Origin of the sequence: Tahibacter soli (assembly GCF_025717065.2) — a bacterium.
Lineage (GTDB): Bacteria > Pseudomonadota > Gammaproteobacteria > Xanthomonadales > Rhodanobacteraceae > Tahibacter > Tahibacter soli.
The window spans coordinates 485,617-503,465 of record NZ_JAOVZO020000001.1; the positions used below are offsets into that span (position 1 = coordinate 485,617).

Below are 17,849 nucleotides of genomic sequence, written 5' to 3' on the forward strand. Positions count from 1 at the left end.
GGCGATATCGTTGCTTATTGTCGCCGGCGCGGCCTCCGCCGCTTCCGTGCGCGTCGTCGCTCCGCAGATTTCCGGCCCCGACCAGTTGACCGACGCGCGCGTCGCCGACAAGCGCCTGTTGCTGTTGCGCTCGGGTCTCGTCGATCCCGTTTCCGAAAGAGTGGATTATTCGCTCACGGGCGCCGCCGCCGACGTCACGGTCGGCCGCTACGCCATCGTGCAGTTCAACGAAGGCGACATCGCGGCGCGCTCGCGTCTTGAGAAGCGCGGCGTGCGCATCGTCGGCTACGTGCCGAACAGCGCGTACATCGTCGCGCTCGACGACGCGCATCCGCTGACCTCGGTCTCCGAGGATTCCGGCGTGCGCTGGACGGGTCTTTACCAGCCCGGCATGAAGCTCGACCCGTCGCTGTACGCCGACGCGCGCGCGAACCTCAAGCAGGCGCCGCAGGGCGGCTACGAGGTCGACGTATACGGCTTCGCCGGCGAATCGGCCGAAGGTCTCGCCAAGGGCTTCAAGAAGGTCGCCGGGGTTTCGGTCGTCGTCGTCAACGAACGCGTCGAAGCGCCGTACGTGCGCCTGCACGTGGGCGATCTCGCGCAGCTCGCCGCGCTCGTGCGCGCAGCGACCGCGCAGGAAGGCGTGTCGTGGGTCGGCCACTACCTGCAGCCCTACAACGACAACGCCGGCGCCGTCGCCGCGATGCAGGGCAACTCGACCGCCGCCACCGCCGGCAGCGGCACCGTCGGCTCGCCGACGCCGCTGTGGGACCACAACATCTTCGGCAGCGGTCAGGTCGTCGCGATTTCCGACTCGGGTCTCGACAACAACGAAGCGTGGTTCACGACGCTCGACAAGGGCGCGGGCCCGGTGACCGCGATCACCGCGTCGCAGAACGCGACGCCGCCGGCACTCGGCACGCCCAGCCCGAACAACAAGCTGTACGGCTACTGGGTGCAGCCGGGCGCGACCGCGTACGACAACAACAACACCTGTCCGGGCGGCTCGCCGACGAGCTTCCACGGCACGCACACCAGCGGCACGATCGCCGGCGACGCGGCCGGCACGTTCGGCGCGACGACGTATCTGGCGTCCACCCCGACCGCGGCGAACCACGACCTCTCGGACGGCATGGCGCCGAACGCGCAGCTCTTGTTCCTCGACATCGGCAACGATACGTCGGGCTGCCTGTCGATCCAGGATCTTCCGGGCACGATCAAGCAGGGCTACGACGCCGGCACGCGCATTCACAGCGCCAGCTGGGGCGCGCCGAGCGGCGGCGTGTATTCGGGCAACGACTTCGACGCCGACTTCTCGCTTTCGCAGGCCGAAGACATGATCTTCGTCGTGTCGGCCGGCAACGAGGGCTCCGCCGCGCAGACGATCGGCTCGCCGGGCAACGCGAAGAACACGATCACGGTCGGCGCGCTCGGTCACGCGGGCAGCACGACCGTCGTGGGCTTCTCCAGCCGCGGCCCGACCGCCGACGGCCGCCGCAAGCCGGACATCATGGGGCCGGGCAGCTCGACGATCTCGGCGCTCGGCGACACGACCAACAACGGCACGCCCGAAGCGCCGTTGACGCAGGCCCTCAGCGGCACGTCGATGTCCGCGCCGACGATCTCGGGCAACATGGCGCTGATGCGGCAGTTCTTCGTCGACGGCTTCTATCCCGGCGGCGCGAGCAACGCGGCGAACACGTACAACCCGACCGGCCCCGCGCTCAAGGCCGTCGCGCTCAACGGCACGAACGCCATCAGCACGGCGAACTGGAACAGCAACGCGTACGGCTGGGGCCGCATGTGGCTCGATTCGAACCTGTGGTTCTCGACCACGCTGACCGGCGGCAACGATACGCGCCGTCTGCGCCTGTTCGAACGCACGAACGCGGCGGGCATCAAGACCGGCGAGCAGCACGAGTACACGATCGCGAACGTCGCGGCCAGCCAGGAACTGCGCGCGACGCTGACGTGGTATGACATCGAGGCCCAGCCGGGCAACGCGCTGTCGCTCGTCAACAATCTCGATCTCGAAGTGATCGGTCCGGGCGGCACGTATCTCGGCAATGTGTTCACGACCGGCGTGTCGACGACCGGCGGCACCGCCGACGTGCGCAACACCGTCGAACAGTTCCGCCTGACGGCGCCGACCGCGGGCAGCTATACGTTCCGCGTCAAGGGCACGAACGTCCCGGGCGGCTCGCGCGCGAACACGGACCGCCAGGGCTACGCGCTCGCGGTGTCGGGTGCGTTCGGTCTGCCGGCGGCGGCCGCGTTCCCGGCGCCCACGGCGGTGTCGGCGACCAATGCCGGCGGCGCCGTCAACGTCGCGTTTACCGCGGCGGGCGGGGCGCAGGGCTTCCAGCTGTATCGCGCCAACGGCACGTGCGCGGCGGCGGCGGCGGGCGACTTCCGCCTCGTCGGCACCGGTGCGGGCAGTCCGCTCGTCGATACCACGAGCCAGGGCGGCCTGACCTACGCGTACAAGGTCCGCGGCGTTTCGGGCGATGTCGAAGGCGACGTGTCGAACTGCGTCGACGTGTCGTCGAGCGCCGCGTGCACGCTGCAGCCGAACTTCAACCACGACGGCGTCGCGGTGACGAACACGACGGGCTCGAACTGCCACATCGCGCTCGGCTGGCAGGCCGCGCCGGCGGTGTGCCCCGGCGCGTCCGGCGTGACGTACTCGATCGCGCGCGACAGCTCGCCGTACTTCACGGGTCCGTCGACGATCGCCACGGCGCTCGCCGTCACGACGTACGACGACACCGACGTGGCGCTCGGCCAGCCGAAGTACTACCGCGTGACCGCGACCGACTCGCTCGGCAATTCGGCGCCGGCGAGTGCGATCGTCGCGGGTTCCCCGGTCGGCCCCAACGGCGTCGACGGCAACGACTACGTCGAGAATGCCGATCCGACGGTGTACTCGACGCTCGAGTCGCCGTGGCGCGTCACCAACACGGCAGCCGCGAGCGGCACCTACAGCTTCCACGCGGGTCCGGACGGCACCACGTATCCGGCGAACGTCTGCACGACGATGACGTCGCCGACGATCGCGGTGCAGGCGGGCGCGGTGCTGAGCTTCAAGGCGCGCTACGACATCGAGTACCAGTGGGACGGCCTCGTCATGGAAATCTCGACCGACGGCGGCACGACGTGGAACGATCTGCCGCCCGACGGCGGCTATCCGAGCAACTTCTCGCAGACCGGCAGCCCGCCGGGCAATGCGTGCGGTTACCTCGCGTCGCACGGCGCCTTCAACGGCGTCAGCACGGCGGCGAGCAACGCCGACCCGAACAACGGTACGGCGACGTCGGTGTTCAAGCCGTTCACGCGCACGCTCGCCAGCTACGCGGGTCAAAACGTGAAGATCCGCTTCCGCTTCTCGACCGACGGCGGCGCCGAGTTCTCCGGCGTGTGGCTCGACGACATCAACCTCGGCGGCAGCGGCATCGAGAAAATCTTCCGCAACGGATTCGAGACGCCGGGACCGTTCGAGTGCCAGTAATCGTCAGTTAGGCAGGGCGCGCCGGCGAAGGCCGGCGCAACCGGCACGGGCGCGGCTTGCCGCGCCCGTGCCGTTTTGCGAGGCTCGCATTCCGCTCTCCGACCGGCGAATTCGTGGCTCCCAGGAAAAATGCGTTCAAGCGCGTCGCGCGTGCTCTGTGGCGCTGGAGCTGGCGGCTCGCCGTCGCCTTCGTCGCACTGAGCATCGCGTTCGTGCTGGTGTTCCGCTTCGCGCCGGTGCCGTATTCGGCGTTCATGCTCGAGCGCCAGATGGATGCGTGGGGCGGCGGCGAACGCGGCTTTCGCCTGCGCCAGACGTGGACGCCGATCGACAACGTATCGCCCGAGCTGCCGATCGCGCTGGTCGCCGCCGAAGACCAGAAGTTTCCGCTGCATCACGGCTTCGACGTCGAAGCGATTCGCGATGCGCTGGAAGACGCCGAAGACGGCGAGCGCCTGCGCGGCGCCAGCACGATCAGCCAGCAGACCGCGAAAAACCTCTTCCTGTGGAGCGGCCGCAGCTTTCTGCGCAAGGGCGCCGAAGCCTATTTCACGGTGCTGATCGAAGCGCTGTGGCCGAAGCGGCGCATTCTCGAGGTGTATCTGAACATCGCCGAATTCGGCGACGGCGTGTACGGCGCCGCCGCGGCGAGCCACGCATTCTTCGGCAAGTCGCCCGGTGCGCTCAATGCGCGCGAATCGGCGTTGCTCGCCGCCGTGCTGCCGAATCCGAAGCGCTACCGAGCCGACAAGCCGTCGGGCTACGTGCTGCGCCGCGCCGCGTGGATCGAGCGGCAGGTGCGCCAGCTCGGCGGGCGGGACTATCTGCTGCGCTAATACTGCGGTCAGCTTTGAAACGTCACATTGCCCCGGTAGCATCGTGCGGTTTTGGGTCCGGAGAAACGTCGATGACCTCGCTGTCCGTGGTCGTGCCCGCCTACAACGAAGGCGAGGGCCTGCGCGAATTCCAGCGCCGCGTCGCCGCGGTCTTCGATACGCTCGACCTCGACTGCTCGGTGCTGTACGTCGACGACGGCAGCCGCGACGACACCTGGAGCGTCATGGAATCGCTGCGCGCCGCCGACGGCCGCGTCGCGACGCTCAAGCTCAGCCGCAACTTCGGCAAGGAACTCGCGTTGACGGCGGGGCTCGACCACGTCGACGCCGATGCGGTCGTCGTCATCGACGCCGACCTGCAGGACCCGCCCGAACTCATCGCCGACTTCGTCGCCAAATGGCGCGAAGGCTACGACGTGGTGTACGGCACGCGTGCGAGCCGCGCCGGCGAAACGGCGTTCAAGAAATTCACGTCGGCCGCGTTCTACCGCGTGATGGAACGCATGACCGACCTGCCGATCCCGCGCGACACCGGCGACTTCCGCCTGATGTCGCGCCGCGCGATCGACGCGTTGAAGCAGCTGCGCGAACGCCAGCGCTTCATGAAGGGGTTGTTCACCTGGGTGGGCTTTCCGCAGGCCTCGATCGTCTACGACCGCGATCCGCGCTTCGCCGGCGACAGCAAATGGAACTATTGGCGCTTGTGGAATTTCGCGCTGGAAGGCATCACGTCGTTTTCGTCGTTCCCGCTGCGTCTGGCCACCTACGTCGGCGTCGTCGCCGCGCTCGTCGCGTTCGTATTCGGCATCGTCGTGTTCGCCAAGGCGCTGATCTTCGGCGATCCGGTACGCGGCTATCCGTCGCTGATGGTCGTCGTGCTGTTCCTGGGCGGCGTGCAGCTGATGGCGCTCGGCGTCATCGGCGAATACCTCGGCCGCACGTACGTCGAGTCGAAGCAGCGGCCGCTGTATCTGATCGACCGGCATCATCCGCCGCGCTCGGGCGACCGCTGACCGCGCCATCATTGGAACGCCGGCGTCGAAACGTACAGTCGCAGTATCTGCAACCCTAGACGCAGGTTTTTGCGTCGTGCATAGTTCTTAAGGCGGGGACTGATCGGGCTTCAGGGTCGATTCGGCGCCGTATCAGGGCTGCGTGCGAGGGAGGCTGCGTCAGCCCGGCCTGATCGTATCGATCCGGTTTCGACGGGGGCGCCAAGCGCCCGGTGGGGTGTGCACGGATGTGCGCCCGCACGCCAGCGCAACCTGCGGAGATCGACTGATGTTGACCATGCAACTGCTGCGGGGGCCGGTACGGCTCGCGCTGGCCGCCTCGTTGTTGTTCGCGCTCGGCGCCTGCCAGACGACGGGCACGCGCGTCGCCGCCGAACATGAGGAAGAAGAAGGCGAGAGCTGGAACGGCTGGGCCAAGGCGCCGTCGGGCGACTATTGGGCGATCCGCGCGGCGTATCCGACCGGCGTGTTCAAGCAGGAATGGCTCGTCGAAGCCGCCGCGCACGAAAAATCGATCGCGCAGGGCGTGCCGTCCGGCGACAAGTCGTATCGCAAGTCGGGCGTCTCGCCGCTCGCGCTCGATCCGTCGACGTTCACGCTGCTCGGACCCAAGCCGCTCAACGACACCGAATTCGGTTTCGGCCACGTTTCAGGGCGCGTCAACGTGCTGGTCGTCGACCCGGTCGACACGTCGATCGCGTACCTCGGCTCGGACGGCGGCGGCGTCTGGAAGACGACGAACTGCTGCTCGAACGCGACCACCTGGTCGATCAAGACCGACAACTTCGCCGAGATCTCGAACATCGCGATCGGCGACATCGCGCTCGATCCGAACGATCACAACGTCGTCTATGCCGGCACCGGCGACCTGCGCTACGGATCGTTCTCGTTCGGTTCGGCCGGCGTGCTGCGCAGCACCGACGCCGGCGAAACGTGGAACGTGATCGGCGCGAGCGTGTTCGGCCCGCTGTACACGCCCTCGTCGGGCGGCTTTCCGCAGTACCAGGCGATCGGCAAGGTCGTCGTCGATCCGAACGACTCGACCAACCTCGTCGTCGGCACGAAGACGGGCCTGTTCTTCTCGTACGACACCGGCGCGACGTGGTCGGGCCCGTGCTACACGAACGCGTTCTCGAGCGGGCCGAACGCGCAGCGCCAGGACATGACCGGCCTCATCGCGATCAACGACGCCGGCACGACGCGCCTCGTCGCCGCGGTCGGCACGCGCGGCACCGCGACGCCGGTGCAGCCCGATCTCGGCAAGAACGGTGCGAACGGTGTCTACAAGGCGACGATGCCGGCGAGCGGCTGCCCCGCGCTCGCCGACTGGACGCTGCTCAACAGCGGCTGGCCGGCCGGGACCGGCAACGGCACGCCGAGCACCAGCCTGGGTCGCATCGAACTGGCGGTCGCGCCGTCGAACAACCAGATCCTCTACGCGATGGCCGCCGACGTCACGACGCGCGGCGTGCTCGGCGTGTGGAAGTCGATCAACGGCGGCACGACCTGGACGCAGACGACGACCGGCTCGGGCTTCACCGGCTGCGGCGACGCCGGCACGCAGATGTGGTACGACGCCGGCCTGACCGTCTCGCCGACGAATCCGGACGTCGTGTTCGCGAGCGCGGTCGATCTGTTTCGTTCGACCAACGGCGGCACGGGTTTCACGAACCTGACCTGCGGCTATGCCGGCGGCTCGACGCACGTCGACCACCACGCGCGCGCGTTCGTCGGCACCGACCAGAACCGCATGCTCATCGGCTCGGACGGCGGCGCGTATTACACGGCCAACGCGCAGGCCGCGACGCCGACGCTCACGCCGATCAACGATTCGCTGACGACGATCGAGTTCTATTCCGGCGACATCACCGCGAACTTCGCGACGTCGGCGAACCCCGGCGCGTCCGGCGGCGCGCAGGACAACGGCAGCTCGGCCGTGCAGTTCGGCGCGAATCCCGGCGCGATGCTGTGGGAGTCGACGAACAGCGGCGACGGCACGTATTCGCGCATCGAGCCGCTCAACGGGCAGCGCTGGTACTACCAGTCGCAGAACGGCAACTTGCGCGTGTCGACGACGGGTCCGTTCGGCGCGACCGTGAACGCGCGCGGCGGCTGGACCTCCGACCGCGTGAGCTTTCTGATGCCGCTGGAAATCTACAAGCACGGCGATCCGGCCGTCGCCAACAGCGGCTGCGCGGCCGGCGTCAACGGCTGCGGCCGCATGCTCGCGGGCACCTACCGTCTGTGGGAGACGCTGACCGGCGCGGTGCCGTCGTCGAGCTGGCAGGCCAAGACCGGCGACCTGACCAAGAACAATCTCGTGCTCGGCACCGACAACCGCTCTTTCATCAATCAGATGGCGTATGCGTTCACCGATCCGACCGTCGCGATCGTCGGCACGAACGACGGCAACGTGCAGTACGTGTTCGGCCTGGGCGTTTCCGGCACGAACAACGCGACGGCGGTGAACGTCACCGGTGCGAACGCGGTGCTGCCGAACCGGCCGGTCCAGGACGTCGTGATCGACGCTGCGAACCCGCTGGTCGGCTACGCCGCGATCGCCGGCTTCGACGAGAACACGCCGACGACGCCGGGCCACGTTTTCCGCATCGCCTGTACGGCGAACTGCGCGACGTTCGTGTGGGAAAACAAGACCGGCAACCTGCCGAACATTCCGGTCAACGCGATCATGGTCAATCCGAAAGTGCCGGGCCAGGTGTTCGCGGGTACCGACTGGGGCCTGTACTACACCGACGACATCACTGCGGCCAATCCGGTGTGGCAGCGCTTCGCGAGCCTGCCGCGCGCGATGATCTGGGATCTCGTCGTCGATCGCGGCTACACGACGCTCGCGGTGTTCACGCGTTCGCGCGGCGCCTGGGCTTGGCCGCTGCCGAGCGGCACCGACGTCATCTTCAAGAACGGGTTCGAGCTGCCGTAGCGGGACGTGCGAAACGGGTTTGCGGCGGCGCCGTGCCGACGGCGCCGCCGCGCAGTAGACTTGAACCTCCCGGATTCGCGAAGGGAGCAACCATGCGACAGGTCAAGCATCTGCTGTCGGAGAAGGGCGGCCAGATCTACGCGATCGAACCGGAAGAACCCGTGCTCAGCGCAATCCAGGCGATGGCCGACCACCACGTCGGCGCGCTCCTGGTCATGCGCGGCGACGAGCTCGCCGGCATCGTTTCGGAGCGCGACTACGCGCGCAAAGTCATCCTGCTCGGCCGCTCGTCGGCCGAAACGCCGGTCTGGCAGATCATGTCGGCGCCGGTGCAGACGGTCGATCCCGGTCAGACGGTCGAAGACTGCATGCGCCTTTGCACCGAACGGCGCATCCGGCATCTGCCGGTCGTCGAGCAGGGGCGCGTCGTCGGCGTCGTGTCGATCGGCGATCTCGTCAAGGCCGTGATCGAGGCGCAGGCCGAGGAACTCGCGCAGTACCAGCGCTATATCGCGGGCTGAAGCGGTTGCGCGTCGGCGCGGCACAGGTCCGCGGCTGTACGGAATGGCCGAAAGCGGGATTGCCACGTCCGCCGCTTTCGCGGACGATGCGCGGCTCCCCAATCCACCGGTGTCACGTGGGCCGCAGTTCCGACCCGAATCACGAGCGCCTGCAACGCCTTCTGGCCGATTTCGGTGCGAAGGTGCGCATCCTGGTCGCCACGCACGGCCTGGCCCAGCACGGGATCGATCCGGAGGACGTCGAGCAGGAAGTTCGCATCCGGCTGTGGCGTGCGGTCGAGCGTGACCGGTCTGCGGCCTTTCATGCGTCTTATATCCAGCGAGTCGTTGCCAGCACCGTGATCGACGCCCTGCGTCGGGCTCAGGTGAGGGCAGCGGAGCCGCTGCCGGACGAACACGACGAGGGCCCGGCCCTCCCGGACGAGTCCGTCGGCCCCGAACAAAGCGCCAGCGGCACGCAGCACGTCGAGCAGCTCAAGGCCTGTCTCGACGCGCTGCCGGAACGCCGGCGCCTGCCGATCTCCCTGCATCTGCAAGGCTTCGCCCTGCAGGAAATCGCGGATCTGATCGGCACGTCGGCCGAAGCGGCACGAAAACTGGTTTCGCGCGGGCTGGACGAACTCAAGACCCGTCTGCGCGACATGGGAGCTGGAGACTACGATGACTGAGCGCAGCCTTTCGGAGCTGTACCGCCAACTCAACGCCCACGCGCCGCTGTCGTCGCGGGCGCTGATCGACAGCGAAACCGCCGTTCGCGCTTCGCGCGGCCGTGTCGTGCCGCACGAGCGCCTGGAAGTTGCCGGCGCCCTCGCGGCATCGACCGCCCACGCCGATCTCGTGCGCCTGCTGCGCGCGCTCGAACCGGCCTCGACCGAGCTTGCGCAGTCGCTCGCGCAGTCCGCGCCGGTGCACGAGCATCGCGAACGGCACCAGCGCGTGGCGCACGGCCGCCGTCACGGCGAGCGCGGCTGGCAGTGGGGCGCGCTGGCGGCGAGTCTGGTGGCGGCGGTCGCGCTGTTCGCGGCCCGCGGCAACATCCATGGCATGGGCGAAGAAGCGGCGCTGGCCAAGCTCCACGACGCGCCCGTCGACGGCATCTTCGGCAACGCCCTGGAAACCCGTTTCGCGCACCACGACAAGAGCGACACGATCTCGCGCGCCGATTTCAACGGCGACCGACCCGACCACATCTTCAGCGGCAGACTCGGCGGCGGCTGACGCGCCGGATCGACGGTTTGCGAAAAAGCCCGGCTTCGCGCCGGGCTTTTTCGTTAGCGAAGCCGTCGTCGTCAGACCTCGACCGCCGTCGCGTGCTCGCGCGTCGCGGCAAAGCGGATATCGGGCCAGCGTTCCTGCGTCAGCTGCAGGTTCACGCGGCTCGGCGCGAGATAGACGAGTTCGCCGGCTGCGTCGATCGCGAGGTTCATCGCCGCCTTGTCGCGGAATTCCTCGAGCTTCTTCGCGTTCGTCGCGTGCACCCAGCGCGCGGTCGCCACGGCGATCTGCTCGAACAGGCACTCGACGCCGTATTCGTCCTTCAGGCGATACGCGACCACGTCGAACTGCAGCACGCCGACCGCGCCCAGGATCAGGTCGTTCGACATCAGCGGGCGGAAGAACTGCGTCGCGCCTTCTTCCGACAGCTGCGCCAGGCCCTTCTGCAGCTGCTTGATCTTGAGCGGATCGCGCAGGCGCGCGCGGCGGAAGAGTTCCGGCGCGAAGTTCGGGATGCCGGTGAACGACAGCGCTTCGCCTTCGCTGAACGTGTCGCCGATCGAGATCGTGCCGTGGTTGTGGATGCCGATCACGTCGCCGGGATACGCCTCGGCGACGATTTCACGGTCGGACGCCATGAACGTGAGCGCGTTCGCGAGCTTCATTTCCTTGCCGCTGCGCACGTGAAACGCCTTCATGCCGGCCTCGAAGCGGCCCGAGCACACGCGCATGAACGCCACGCGGTCGCGGTGCATCGGGTCCATGTTCGCCTGGATCTTGAACACGAAACCGGTCATGCGCGGTTCGGATGCGGCGACCTCGCGCGTCGTCGTCGAGCGCGACTTCGGCGACGGCGCGTGCTCGACGAAGAAGTCGAGCAGCGGCTGCACGCCGAAGTTGTTCACGGCCGAGCCGAAGAACACCGGCGCCTGGCGCCCGGCGAGATATTCGGCCGGGTCGAACGGGTGCGACGCGCCTTCGACGAGTTCGAGCTCGTCGCGCAGTTCGCGCAGCATGTCCGCGCCGATGCGCGATGCGAGTTCCGGCGCGTCGAGCGATGCGTAGATCGTCGAATCCTGGCGCGTGAAGTTGCGGCCCGGTTCGTACAGGTGCACCTCGCCGGTCACGAGGTGATACACGCCCTTCAGGCGCGAGCCCATGCCGATCGGCCAGGTGATCGGCGCGCACTGGATCTTGAGTACCGATTCCACTTCGTCGAGCAGCTCGATCGGCGAGCGGCCCTCGCGGTCGAGCTTGTTGATGAAGCTCATGATCGGCGTGTCGCGCAGGCGGCACACCTCCATCAGCTTGATCGTTCGCTCTTCGACGCCCTTGGCGCAGTCGATCACCATCAGCGCCGAGTCGACCGCGGTCAGCACGCGATAGGTGTCTTCCGAGAAGTCGGCATGGCCCGGCGTGTCGAGCAGGTTGACGATGCTGTCCTCGTACGGGAACTGCATCACCGACGAGGTGACCGAAATGCCGCGTTCCTTTTCCAGTGCCATCCAGTCGGATGTCGCGTGCTTGGCGGCCTTGCGCGACTTCACGCTGCCGGCCATCTGGATCGCGCCGCCGAACAGCAGCAGCTTTTCGGTCAACGTCGTCTTGCCGGCGTCGGGATGGGAAATGATGGCGAACGTGCGGCGTCGCCGGGTTTGCGTCAGTTGGTCGGTCATGAGCATCGCGCCGGTCGGACGAGCCGCGGCGCCGGCAGGGAAAGACCGGCGATTATAGCGGGCGCGGGGCGCCGACCGCGGCGGACTGCGTGGGAATCGCGATCGGACCGTCCGAACCCGCCAGGCGAAACGGCACCGAAACGAGCTTGAGACCGCGGTTCACCTGCACGCAGAAGTGCAGATGCGGCCCGGTCGAAAAGCCGGTATTGCCCGATTCGCCGAGCTTCTGGCCGACGTAGACGTGCCGGCCGGCCTGGATCACGACGCTTTCGGGCCTCAGATGCGCGTAGATCGCCATGCTGCCGTCCGCGTGCAGCACGCGCACGACGTTGGCGCGCGTGCCGAACTTCTCGCGGTCGAGGCCGGCGCCGTAATAGTCGTCCTCCACCTGCATCACCACGCCGTCGCGCGCGGCGAGCACCGGCGTGCCTTCGTCCGCGGCGATGTCGATCGCGTAGCGCGACTCGTCGTCGGTATGGCTGAACGAGCCGCCGAAGCCCTGGCCGATCGCGACCTGGGACGTGCCGAGCGGCCAGCGGTACTCGACGTCGCTGGCCTGCGCGCGCGGATCGCCCGGCATCGCGCGCATGGCGAGTTCGAACGACGCGCGCCGCGACGGATCGGTCTGCACGAGGTTCGCCAGCACGCGCTCCTCGTTCGCCTGCAGCACCACCTTGAGCGGCAGCGCCGGCGTGCTCGTGATGTTGTCGATCGCCCCGGCGCTGATCTCGACCTCGGTCGGGCCGGACAGGTTGTTGAACACGCGCGCCTGCCGTTCGCCCGAGCTGCCCTCGATCCGCAGCGCGACCCAGCGCTTGTCGCCGGCCGCCTTTATGGCCGTTTCCTCGACCGGCCGGTCGGTTGCCGGCTTCACGTCGGTGAAATGCGTGATGCCGTTCGCGTCGGTGTATTTGTAGATCTTCTTGGCCGCGACGGGCAGCGCGGCGGCGGTCAGGGCTAGGGCGGCGATGAGGCGAAAGTTCGGGGCCATACCGGGCGGGACGTCAAAGGGCGCCTAGCGTACCCGGAATCGGAGCCCGGCGCTGTGCGGCCGGCGTTCGCGCCGTTCCGCCAGGTATGGGCAGCGCCGTGGCGACGCCGCGGCGCACGAGCGTCGCGGCGCGCCGCCAATGCCGCGCGGTTATATGAGCGTCCATCCGTATAGACGTCTAAACGGCTATTGACGATCGCCGGTCGCGCCGATACAGTGCGCGCCACGATCCATCGAGACCGGCTGAGGGAAAGGCCCTTGGAAGCCGGGGCAACCGGCGGAGTAATCCGCACGGTGCCAACTCCTACGGAGAGCGCGCTAGCGCCTTGCCGAGAGATGGGTGGCAACAGACCACGGCGCATGCCGTGCGTGCTGTGCGACCTGCTCGCGTACTCCGTAGGGTTTCCCGACCACCGCCGGAGATACGCATGAGCCTCAACGCCGCTGCCGCTTTCGCCCCCGCCGACGACACCGTCTGCGCTTTCGACGCCGTAACCGCTTGCGCGCCGCCGCAGACGTCGATCCGCGGCGACGTCGCCGTGCGCATCGTGCCGAAGTACGGCCGCGCGCCGGTCGTCGCGAACGTCAGGTATCTGTGGCATGGCGCCGACGGCGCGCCGACCGTCATCGTGCAGGGCGGCATCTCGGCGTCGCGCAACGTCTGCGCGAACGGCGAGGTCGCCGGCTGGTGGGACGACATCGTCGGCGTCGGCCGCGCGCTCGACCTGTCGCGCTTCCGCGTGCTCAGCATCGAATACCTCGCGGCCGGCGATCTGGGCGCGCCCGACGCCGTGTCGAGCGAAGACCAGGCCGACGCGATTGCCGGCGTGCTCGATGCGCTCGGCATCGACTGCGCGCACGCGTTCGTCGGCGCGTCGTACGGCGCGATGGTCGGCCTTGCGCTGGCTACGCGGCATCCGCCGCGCATCGGCCGTCTCGTCGCGATCAGCGGCGCGCATCGCGCGCATCCGCTCGCCACCGCGCTGCGCGCGATCCAGCGCGAAATCATCCGCGGCGGCGTCGCGGCCGGCGCGATCGAACCGGCGCTGGCGCTCGCGCGCCAGCTGGCGATGACGACGTATCGCGGCGCCGACGAATTCGCCGAGCGCTTCGACGGCGAGGCGCAGTTGCGCGACGGCCGTTTTCATTTTCCGGTCGAGGACTACCTCGTCGCGGCCGGCCGCAAGTTCGTCGCGCGCTTCGACGCGCAGCGCTACCTGAGCCTTTCCGAATCGATCGACCTGCATCGCGTCGACCCGGCCGCACTCGTCGTGCCGGCGACGATCCTCGCGGTGACGAGCGACCGTCTCGTGCCGACCGACGACCTGCGCGCGCTCGCCGCCGCGAGCGCGGCGCCGGCCGAACTGCACGAAATCGATTCGCGCTACGGCCACGATGCTTTTCTCAAGGAACCCGGGCGCGTCGGTGCGCTCGTCGCCCGCGCACTGTGCTGTTGAACTCAAGGACCAAGGCCATGACCGAACTCTCCGCGAACACCCGCGCCGTGCGCGCCGGCATCGAATCCGACACCCAGCACGGCGCGGTCGTGCCCGCGCTGCACCTCTCGACGAACTACACGTTCGAAGGGTTCGGCAAGAAGCGCAAGTACGACTATTCGCGCAGCGGCAATCCGACGCGCGATCTGCTCGGCGACGCGCTCGCCGAACTCGAACTCGGCGCCGGCGCGGTGATCACGGCGAGCGGCATGGCCGCCGTGTCGCTCGTCGCCGAACTCGTGCCGGCCGGCGGTCTGATCGTCGCCGCGCACGACTGCTACGGCGGTACATGGCGGCTGTTCGACGCATGGCAGAAGAAGGGCCGCTTCCGCGTCAAGTTCGTCAACCTGACCGATCCGCTCGCGCTCGCCGAGGCGCTCACGTGGAAGCCCGACGTCGTGTGGGTCGAGACGCCGTCGAACCCGCTGCTGCGCATCACCGACGTGCGCCACGTCGCGCACGCCGCGCACGCGGTCGGCGCGCTCGTCGTCGTCGACAACACGTTCCTGTCGCCGGCGCTGCAGCAGCCGATCGCGCTCGGCGCCGACGTCGTGCTGCACTCGACGACGAAGTACATCAACGGCCACAGCGACGTCGTCGGCGGCGCGGTGATCGCGAAAGATCCCGCCGTCGCGCAGCAGCTCACGTGGTGGGCGAACTGCAACGGGCTGACCGGCGCGCCATTCGACAGCTTCCTCACGCTGCGCGGCCTGCGCACGCTCGGTCCGCGCCTGCGCGCGCACCAGGAAAACGCGACCGCCGTCGCGCAGCTGCTCGACGGGCACGACGCGGTTTCGAAGGTGTACTTCCCGGGTCTCGAATCGCATCCGGGCCACGCGCTCGCGGCGCGCCAGCAGTCGGGCTTCGGCGCGATGCTGAGCTTCGAACTCGACGCCGACACCGACGGCATCGCCGCGTTCCTCGACGCGCTCTCCTGCTTCTCGCTCGCCGAATCGCTCGGCGGCGTGGAGAGCCTCGTGGCGCATCCGGCCTCGATGACGCATGCCGCGATGGCGCCCGAGGCGCGTCGTGCGGCCGGCATCGCCGACAATCTGCTGCGCCTGTCCGTCGGCATCGAAGACGCGGCCGACCTCGTCGCCGACGTCGCCGCGGCGCTCGAACGCGCGCAGGCCGTCGGCAAACCCGCGCGGAGAGTCAGCGCATGAGCGCCGTCGCGATCGAAGCGCGTCCGCCGTCCGCGCCGTGGCTCGACGCCGCCGCGCTGCAGGGTACACAACGCTGGCAAGTGCATAAATTCGGCGGAAGCTGCCTGGAGGACGCCGACGGCTTCCGCCGCGTCGTCGAAATCCTGGCAGATGCCGCGGGCGCACGCGCGTTCGTCGTCGTCTCGGCCGTGCGCGGCGTGACCGACGCGCTGCTTGCGCTCGTCGAAGCGGTGCGCAGCGGCCGGTTCTTCGCGACGGATCTGGAGGATCTCGTCGACGCGCAGCGCGACCTGATCGACGCGCTGGCGCCGGGCGCGAAGCCGCTCGCCGACGCACTCGATCGCGACGCCGGCGAACTGTCGCGTCTCCTGGCCGAACTCGGCGCCGGCACGCGCGACACCACCGCGCTCGTCGACCGCATCGCCGGCTTCGGCGAGTTCTGGTCCGCGCGCCTGCTCGTCGCGGCGCTCGAACGGCGCGGACTGGCCGCCGCGGGCGTCGATGCGCGCGATCTCATCGTCGTCGAGGCGACGCAGCGCGGTGCCGACGCGATCGCCTGGGACGACAGCGCGCGCCTCGTGGCGAGCGCGAGCGGCACGTGGACCGCCGACCTCGTCGTCGCGCCGGGTTTCGTCGCGCGCACGCGCCAGGGCGTCGTCGCAACGCTCGGCCGCAACGGCAGCGACCTGTCGGCAGCGGCGTTCGCGCGCCTGCTCGACGCGCAGACGCTGACCGTGTGGAAGGACGTCGCCGGCGTGCTGAGCGCCGATCCGCGGCTCGTGCGTCATGCGCGCACGACGCCGGAACTGAGCTACGCCGAAGCCGAAGAGCTCGCGGCCGCCGGCGCGCGCGTGCTGCATCCCGATACGCTGCGGCCGCTGCGCCGCGCCAACGTACCGGTGCTCGTGCGGTCCAGCCGCGATGCGCTCGCGCCGGGCAGCCGCATCGTCGGCGTGCCGGCCGGCTGCGGGGCCGCGCGAGCGGTGACGCTCGAAGAAAACGTCGTGCTGCTCGGCGTGCGCGGCGCGCCGCCGTCGCAGACGCTCGCGGCGCTCGAACACGCCGGCGTGCAGCCGCGTGCGATCGTGCAGTGCAACGCGCGGCGCAGTCTCGACATCGTCGTCGCCGCCGGCGACCGCGCGCGCGCCGAGCAGGCGATCGAAGCGGCGCTCGGCGCGTCCGCACTCGTGGAATGGCGCGCGGGCCTGGCGCTGCTGCGCGCGGTACGTGCCGGCTTCGGCGGCGATCCGCGTCGTCTCGCCGCGTTGTACGGCGCGCTCGCGGAGCTCAACGTGCCGATCCACGCCAGTTTCCAGGACGGCCACGACCACGGCGTCTCGGTACTGCTGCCGCAGGACCGCGCGCGCGCCGCACTGTCGGCCGTGCATGCGCGCCTGTGCGTCGAGGCGCCGGGCGTCGCGATCGCCGTCGTCGGCACCGGCCTCGTCGGCGGCACGCTGCTGCGCCAGCTCGAACGCGAACTGCCCGGCGCGCCGGACCTGCGCCTTGTCGCGGTGGCGAATTCGCGCGCGACGGTCGTCGACACTGCCGGCATCGCGCCGGCGCAGGCGCTCGCGCGTCTCGCCGAATCGACGCAGCCGGCCGATCTCGATGCGGCGATCGCCGCGCTCGCGCAGAGCGGCGCGCGGCGCAAGGTCGTGATCGACGCGACGCCGGCCGAGGCCGTCGCGCAACGGCACGTCGAGTGGCTGGCCGCCGGCATCCACGTCGTCAGCGCGAACAAGATCGCGCAGGGCACCTCGCGCGATCGCTGGGACGCGCTGCGCCGTGCCGAGCGTTCGGGCGCGACGCGCTACGGCGACGCCGCGACCGTCGGCGCCGGTCTGCCGGCATTGAAAACGCTACGACGGCTTCAACAAAGCGGCGATGCGCTGCTGGCGCTCGAAGGCGTGTTCTCCGGGTCGCTGTCGTTTCTGTTCAACCGCTACGACGGCACGCGCCCGTTCTCGGCGCTGCTCGCCGAGGCGCGCGAACGCGGCTATACCGAGCCGGACCCGCGCGCCGACCTTTCGGGCGGCGACGTCGCGCGCAAGCTGCTGATCCTCGCGCGCGCCGCGGGTTTTGCGATCGACGAGGCCGACGTGCGTGTGAGCGGCCTCGTGCCGGACGAGCTCGTCGCATTGCCCGTCGATGCGTTTCTCGCACGCATCGGCGAGGTCGACGCGCACATCGCGCAGCGCCACGCGGCCGCCGCGGCCGAAGGCAAGGTGTTGCGCTATCTCGCGTCGCTGTCCGCCGACGGCCGCGCGACGGTCGGCCTCGAGGCCGTGCCGCTCGATCATCCGTCGGCGAAGCTGTCCGGCGCCGACAACCTGTTCGTGTTCACGACCGAACGCTATCGCGAACGACCGCTGGTCATCGCGGGTCCCGGCGCCGGGGCCGACGTCACCGCGCTCGCGCTGCTGGCCGACACGCTGGAGATCGCCGCCGCGTAACGGCGCCGCACACAACGGAGCCCCGCGACG

The 17,849-nt window shown here is 69.2% G+C and carries 12 protein-coding genes and 1 riboswitch; of the genes, 10 read left to right on the forward strand and 2 right to left on the reverse strand.

The genetic code is table 11. The annotated features are described in order from the left end of the window. Nucleotides 1-10: 10 nt before the first annotated feature. From OD750_RS02015 to OD750_RS02045, 7 genes are all read left to right on the forward strand, one after another. Nucleotides 11-3,508, forward strand: coding sequence for a S8 family serine peptidase (locus tag OD750_RS02015; RefSeq protein ID WP_263543661.1), 3,498 nt, complete (start codon nt 11-13; stop codon nt 3,506-3,508). 113 nt (nt 3,509-3,621) lie between these two features. Next, nucleotides 3,622-4,344, forward strand: a complete 723-nt coding sequence (mtgA, locus tag OD750_RS02020; RefSeq protein WP_425508202.1) for a monofunctional biosynthetic peptidoglycan transglycosylase — start codon at nt 3,622-3,624, stop codon at nt 4,342-4,344. A gap of 71 nt (nt 4,345-4,415) precedes the next feature. Beyond that, nucleotides 4,416-5,357 (forward strand): glycosyltransferase family 2 protein, encoded by a 942-nt coding sequence (locus tag OD750_RS02025; protein WP_263543660.1) that lies wholly within the window; start codon nt 4,416-4,418, stop codon nt 5,355-5,357. 268 nt (nt 5,358-5,625) lie between these two features. Then, nucleotides 5,626-8,298: a beta propeller repeat protein gene (locus OD750_RS02030; protein ID WP_263543659.1), complete on the forward strand. Its 2,673-nt coding sequence runs from the start codon at nt 5,626-5,628 to the stop codon at nt 8,296-8,298. A gap of 92 nt (nt 8,299-8,390) precedes the next feature. Beyond that, a complete protein-coding gene (locus tag OD750_RS02035) occupies nt 8,391-8,819 on the forward strand; it encodes a CBS domain-containing protein (RefSeq protein WP_263543658.1) in 429 nt (142 codons plus the stop codon). A gap of 116 nt (nt 8,820-8,935) precedes the next feature. Next, nucleotides 8,936-9,487 (forward strand): RNA polymerase sigma factor, encoded by a 552-nt coding sequence (locus tag OD750_RS02040; protein WP_263543657.1) that lies wholly within the window; start codon nt 8,936-8,938, stop codon nt 9,485-9,487. Further along, nucleotides 9,480-10,037: a hypothetical protein gene (locus OD750_RS02045; protein WP_263543656.1), complete on the forward strand. Its 558-nt coding sequence runs from the start codon at nt 9,480-9,482 to the stop codon at nt 10,035-10,037. The genes OD750_RS02040 and OD750_RS02045 overlap by 8 nt, the downstream gene beginning before the upstream one ends. Before the next feature lie 71 nt (nt 10,038-10,108). On the opposite strand, the gene OD750_RS02050 is transcribed toward OD750_RS02045, so the two are convergent. Both OD750_RS02050 and OD750_RS02055 read right to left on the reverse strand, forming a co-directional pair. Further along, a complete protein-coding gene (locus OD750_RS02050) occupies nt 10,109-11,710 on the reverse strand; it encodes a peptide chain release factor 3 (protein ID WP_263543655.1) in 1,602 nt (533 codons plus the stop codon). 52 nt (nt 11,711-11,762) lie between these two features. After that, nucleotides 11,763-12,701 (reverse strand): M23 family metallopeptidase, encoded by a 939-nt coding sequence (locus OD750_RS02055; RefSeq protein ID WP_263543654.1) that lies wholly within the window; start codon nt 12,699-12,701, stop codon nt 11,763-11,765. Between the two features lie 227 nt (nt 12,702-12,928). Next, nucleotides 12,929-13,044: riboswitch (SAM riboswitch) on the forward strand. A gap of 85 nt (nt 13,045-13,129) precedes the next feature. On the opposite strand from OD750_RS02055, the gene metX reads away from it, so the two are divergent. Genes metX through metL form a run of 3 tightly spaced genes read left to right on the forward strand, consistent with a single transcriptional unit; the run spans nt 13,130 to nt 17,819 of the window. Beyond that, on the forward strand, nt 13,130-14,158 hold the full coding sequence (metX, locus tag OD750_RS02060) for a homoserine O-succinyltransferase MetX (protein ID WP_263543653.1): 1,029 nt from the start codon (nt 13,130-13,132) through the stop codon (nt 14,156-14,158). 17 nt (nt 14,159-14,175) lie between these two features. After that, nucleotides 14,176-15,363 carry a cystathionine gamma-synthase gene (gene metB / locus OD750_RS02065; RefSeq protein WP_263543652.1) on the forward strand — a complete coding sequence of 396 codons (1,188 nt, stop codon included), beginning with the start codon at nt 14,176-14,178 and terminating at the stop codon, nt 15,361-15,363. Continuing rightward, nucleotides 15,360-17,819, forward strand: coding sequence for a bifunctional aspartate kinase/homoserine dehydrogenase II (metL, locus tag OD750_RS02070; protein ID WP_263543651.1), 2,460 nt, complete (start codon nt 15,360-15,362; stop codon nt 17,817-17,819). Before metB ends, metL begins: the two co-directional genes overlap by 4 nt. The last annotated feature ends 30 nt before the right edge of the window (nt 17,820-17,849 follow it).

Excerpts from the sequence above, each read along its gene's own strand:
- OD750_RS02025 (WP_263543660.1), top strand. The coding sequence starts at position 4,416 with ATGACCTCGCTGTCCGTGGTCGTGCCCGCCTACAACGAAGGCGAGGGC.
- OD750_RS02030 (WP_263543659.1), top strand. The coding sequence starts at position 5,626 with ATGTTGACCATGCAACTGCTGCGGGGGCCGGTACGGCTCGCGCTGGCC.
- OD750_RS02035 (WP_263543658.1), top strand. The coding sequence starts at position 8,391 with ATGCGACAGGTCAAGCATCTGCTGTCGGAGAAGGGCGGCCAGATCTAC.
- OD750_RS02045 (WP_263543656.1), top strand. The coding sequence starts at position 9,480 with ATGACTGAGCGCAGCCTTTCGGAGCTGTACCGCCAACTCAACGCCCAC.
- OD750_RS02050 (WP_263543655.1), bottom strand. The coding sequence starts at position 11,710 with ATGACCGACCAACTGACGCAAACCCGGCGACGCCGCACGTTCGCCATC.
- OD750_RS02055 (WP_263543654.1), bottom strand. The coding sequence starts at position 12,701 with ATGGCCCCGAACTTTCGCCTCATCGCCGCCCTAGCCCTGACCGCCGCC.
- metX (WP_263543653.1), top strand. The coding sequence starts at position 13,130 with ATGAGCCTCAACGCCGCTGCCGCTTTCGCCCCCGCCGACGACACCGTC.
- metB (WP_263543652.1), top strand. The coding sequence starts at position 14,176 with ATGACCGAACTCTCCGCGAACACCCGCGCCGTGCGCGCCGGCATCGAA.
- metL (WP_263543651.1), top strand. The coding sequence starts at position 15,360 with ATGAGCGCCGTCGCGATCGAAGCGCGTCCGCCGTCCGCGCCGTGGCTC.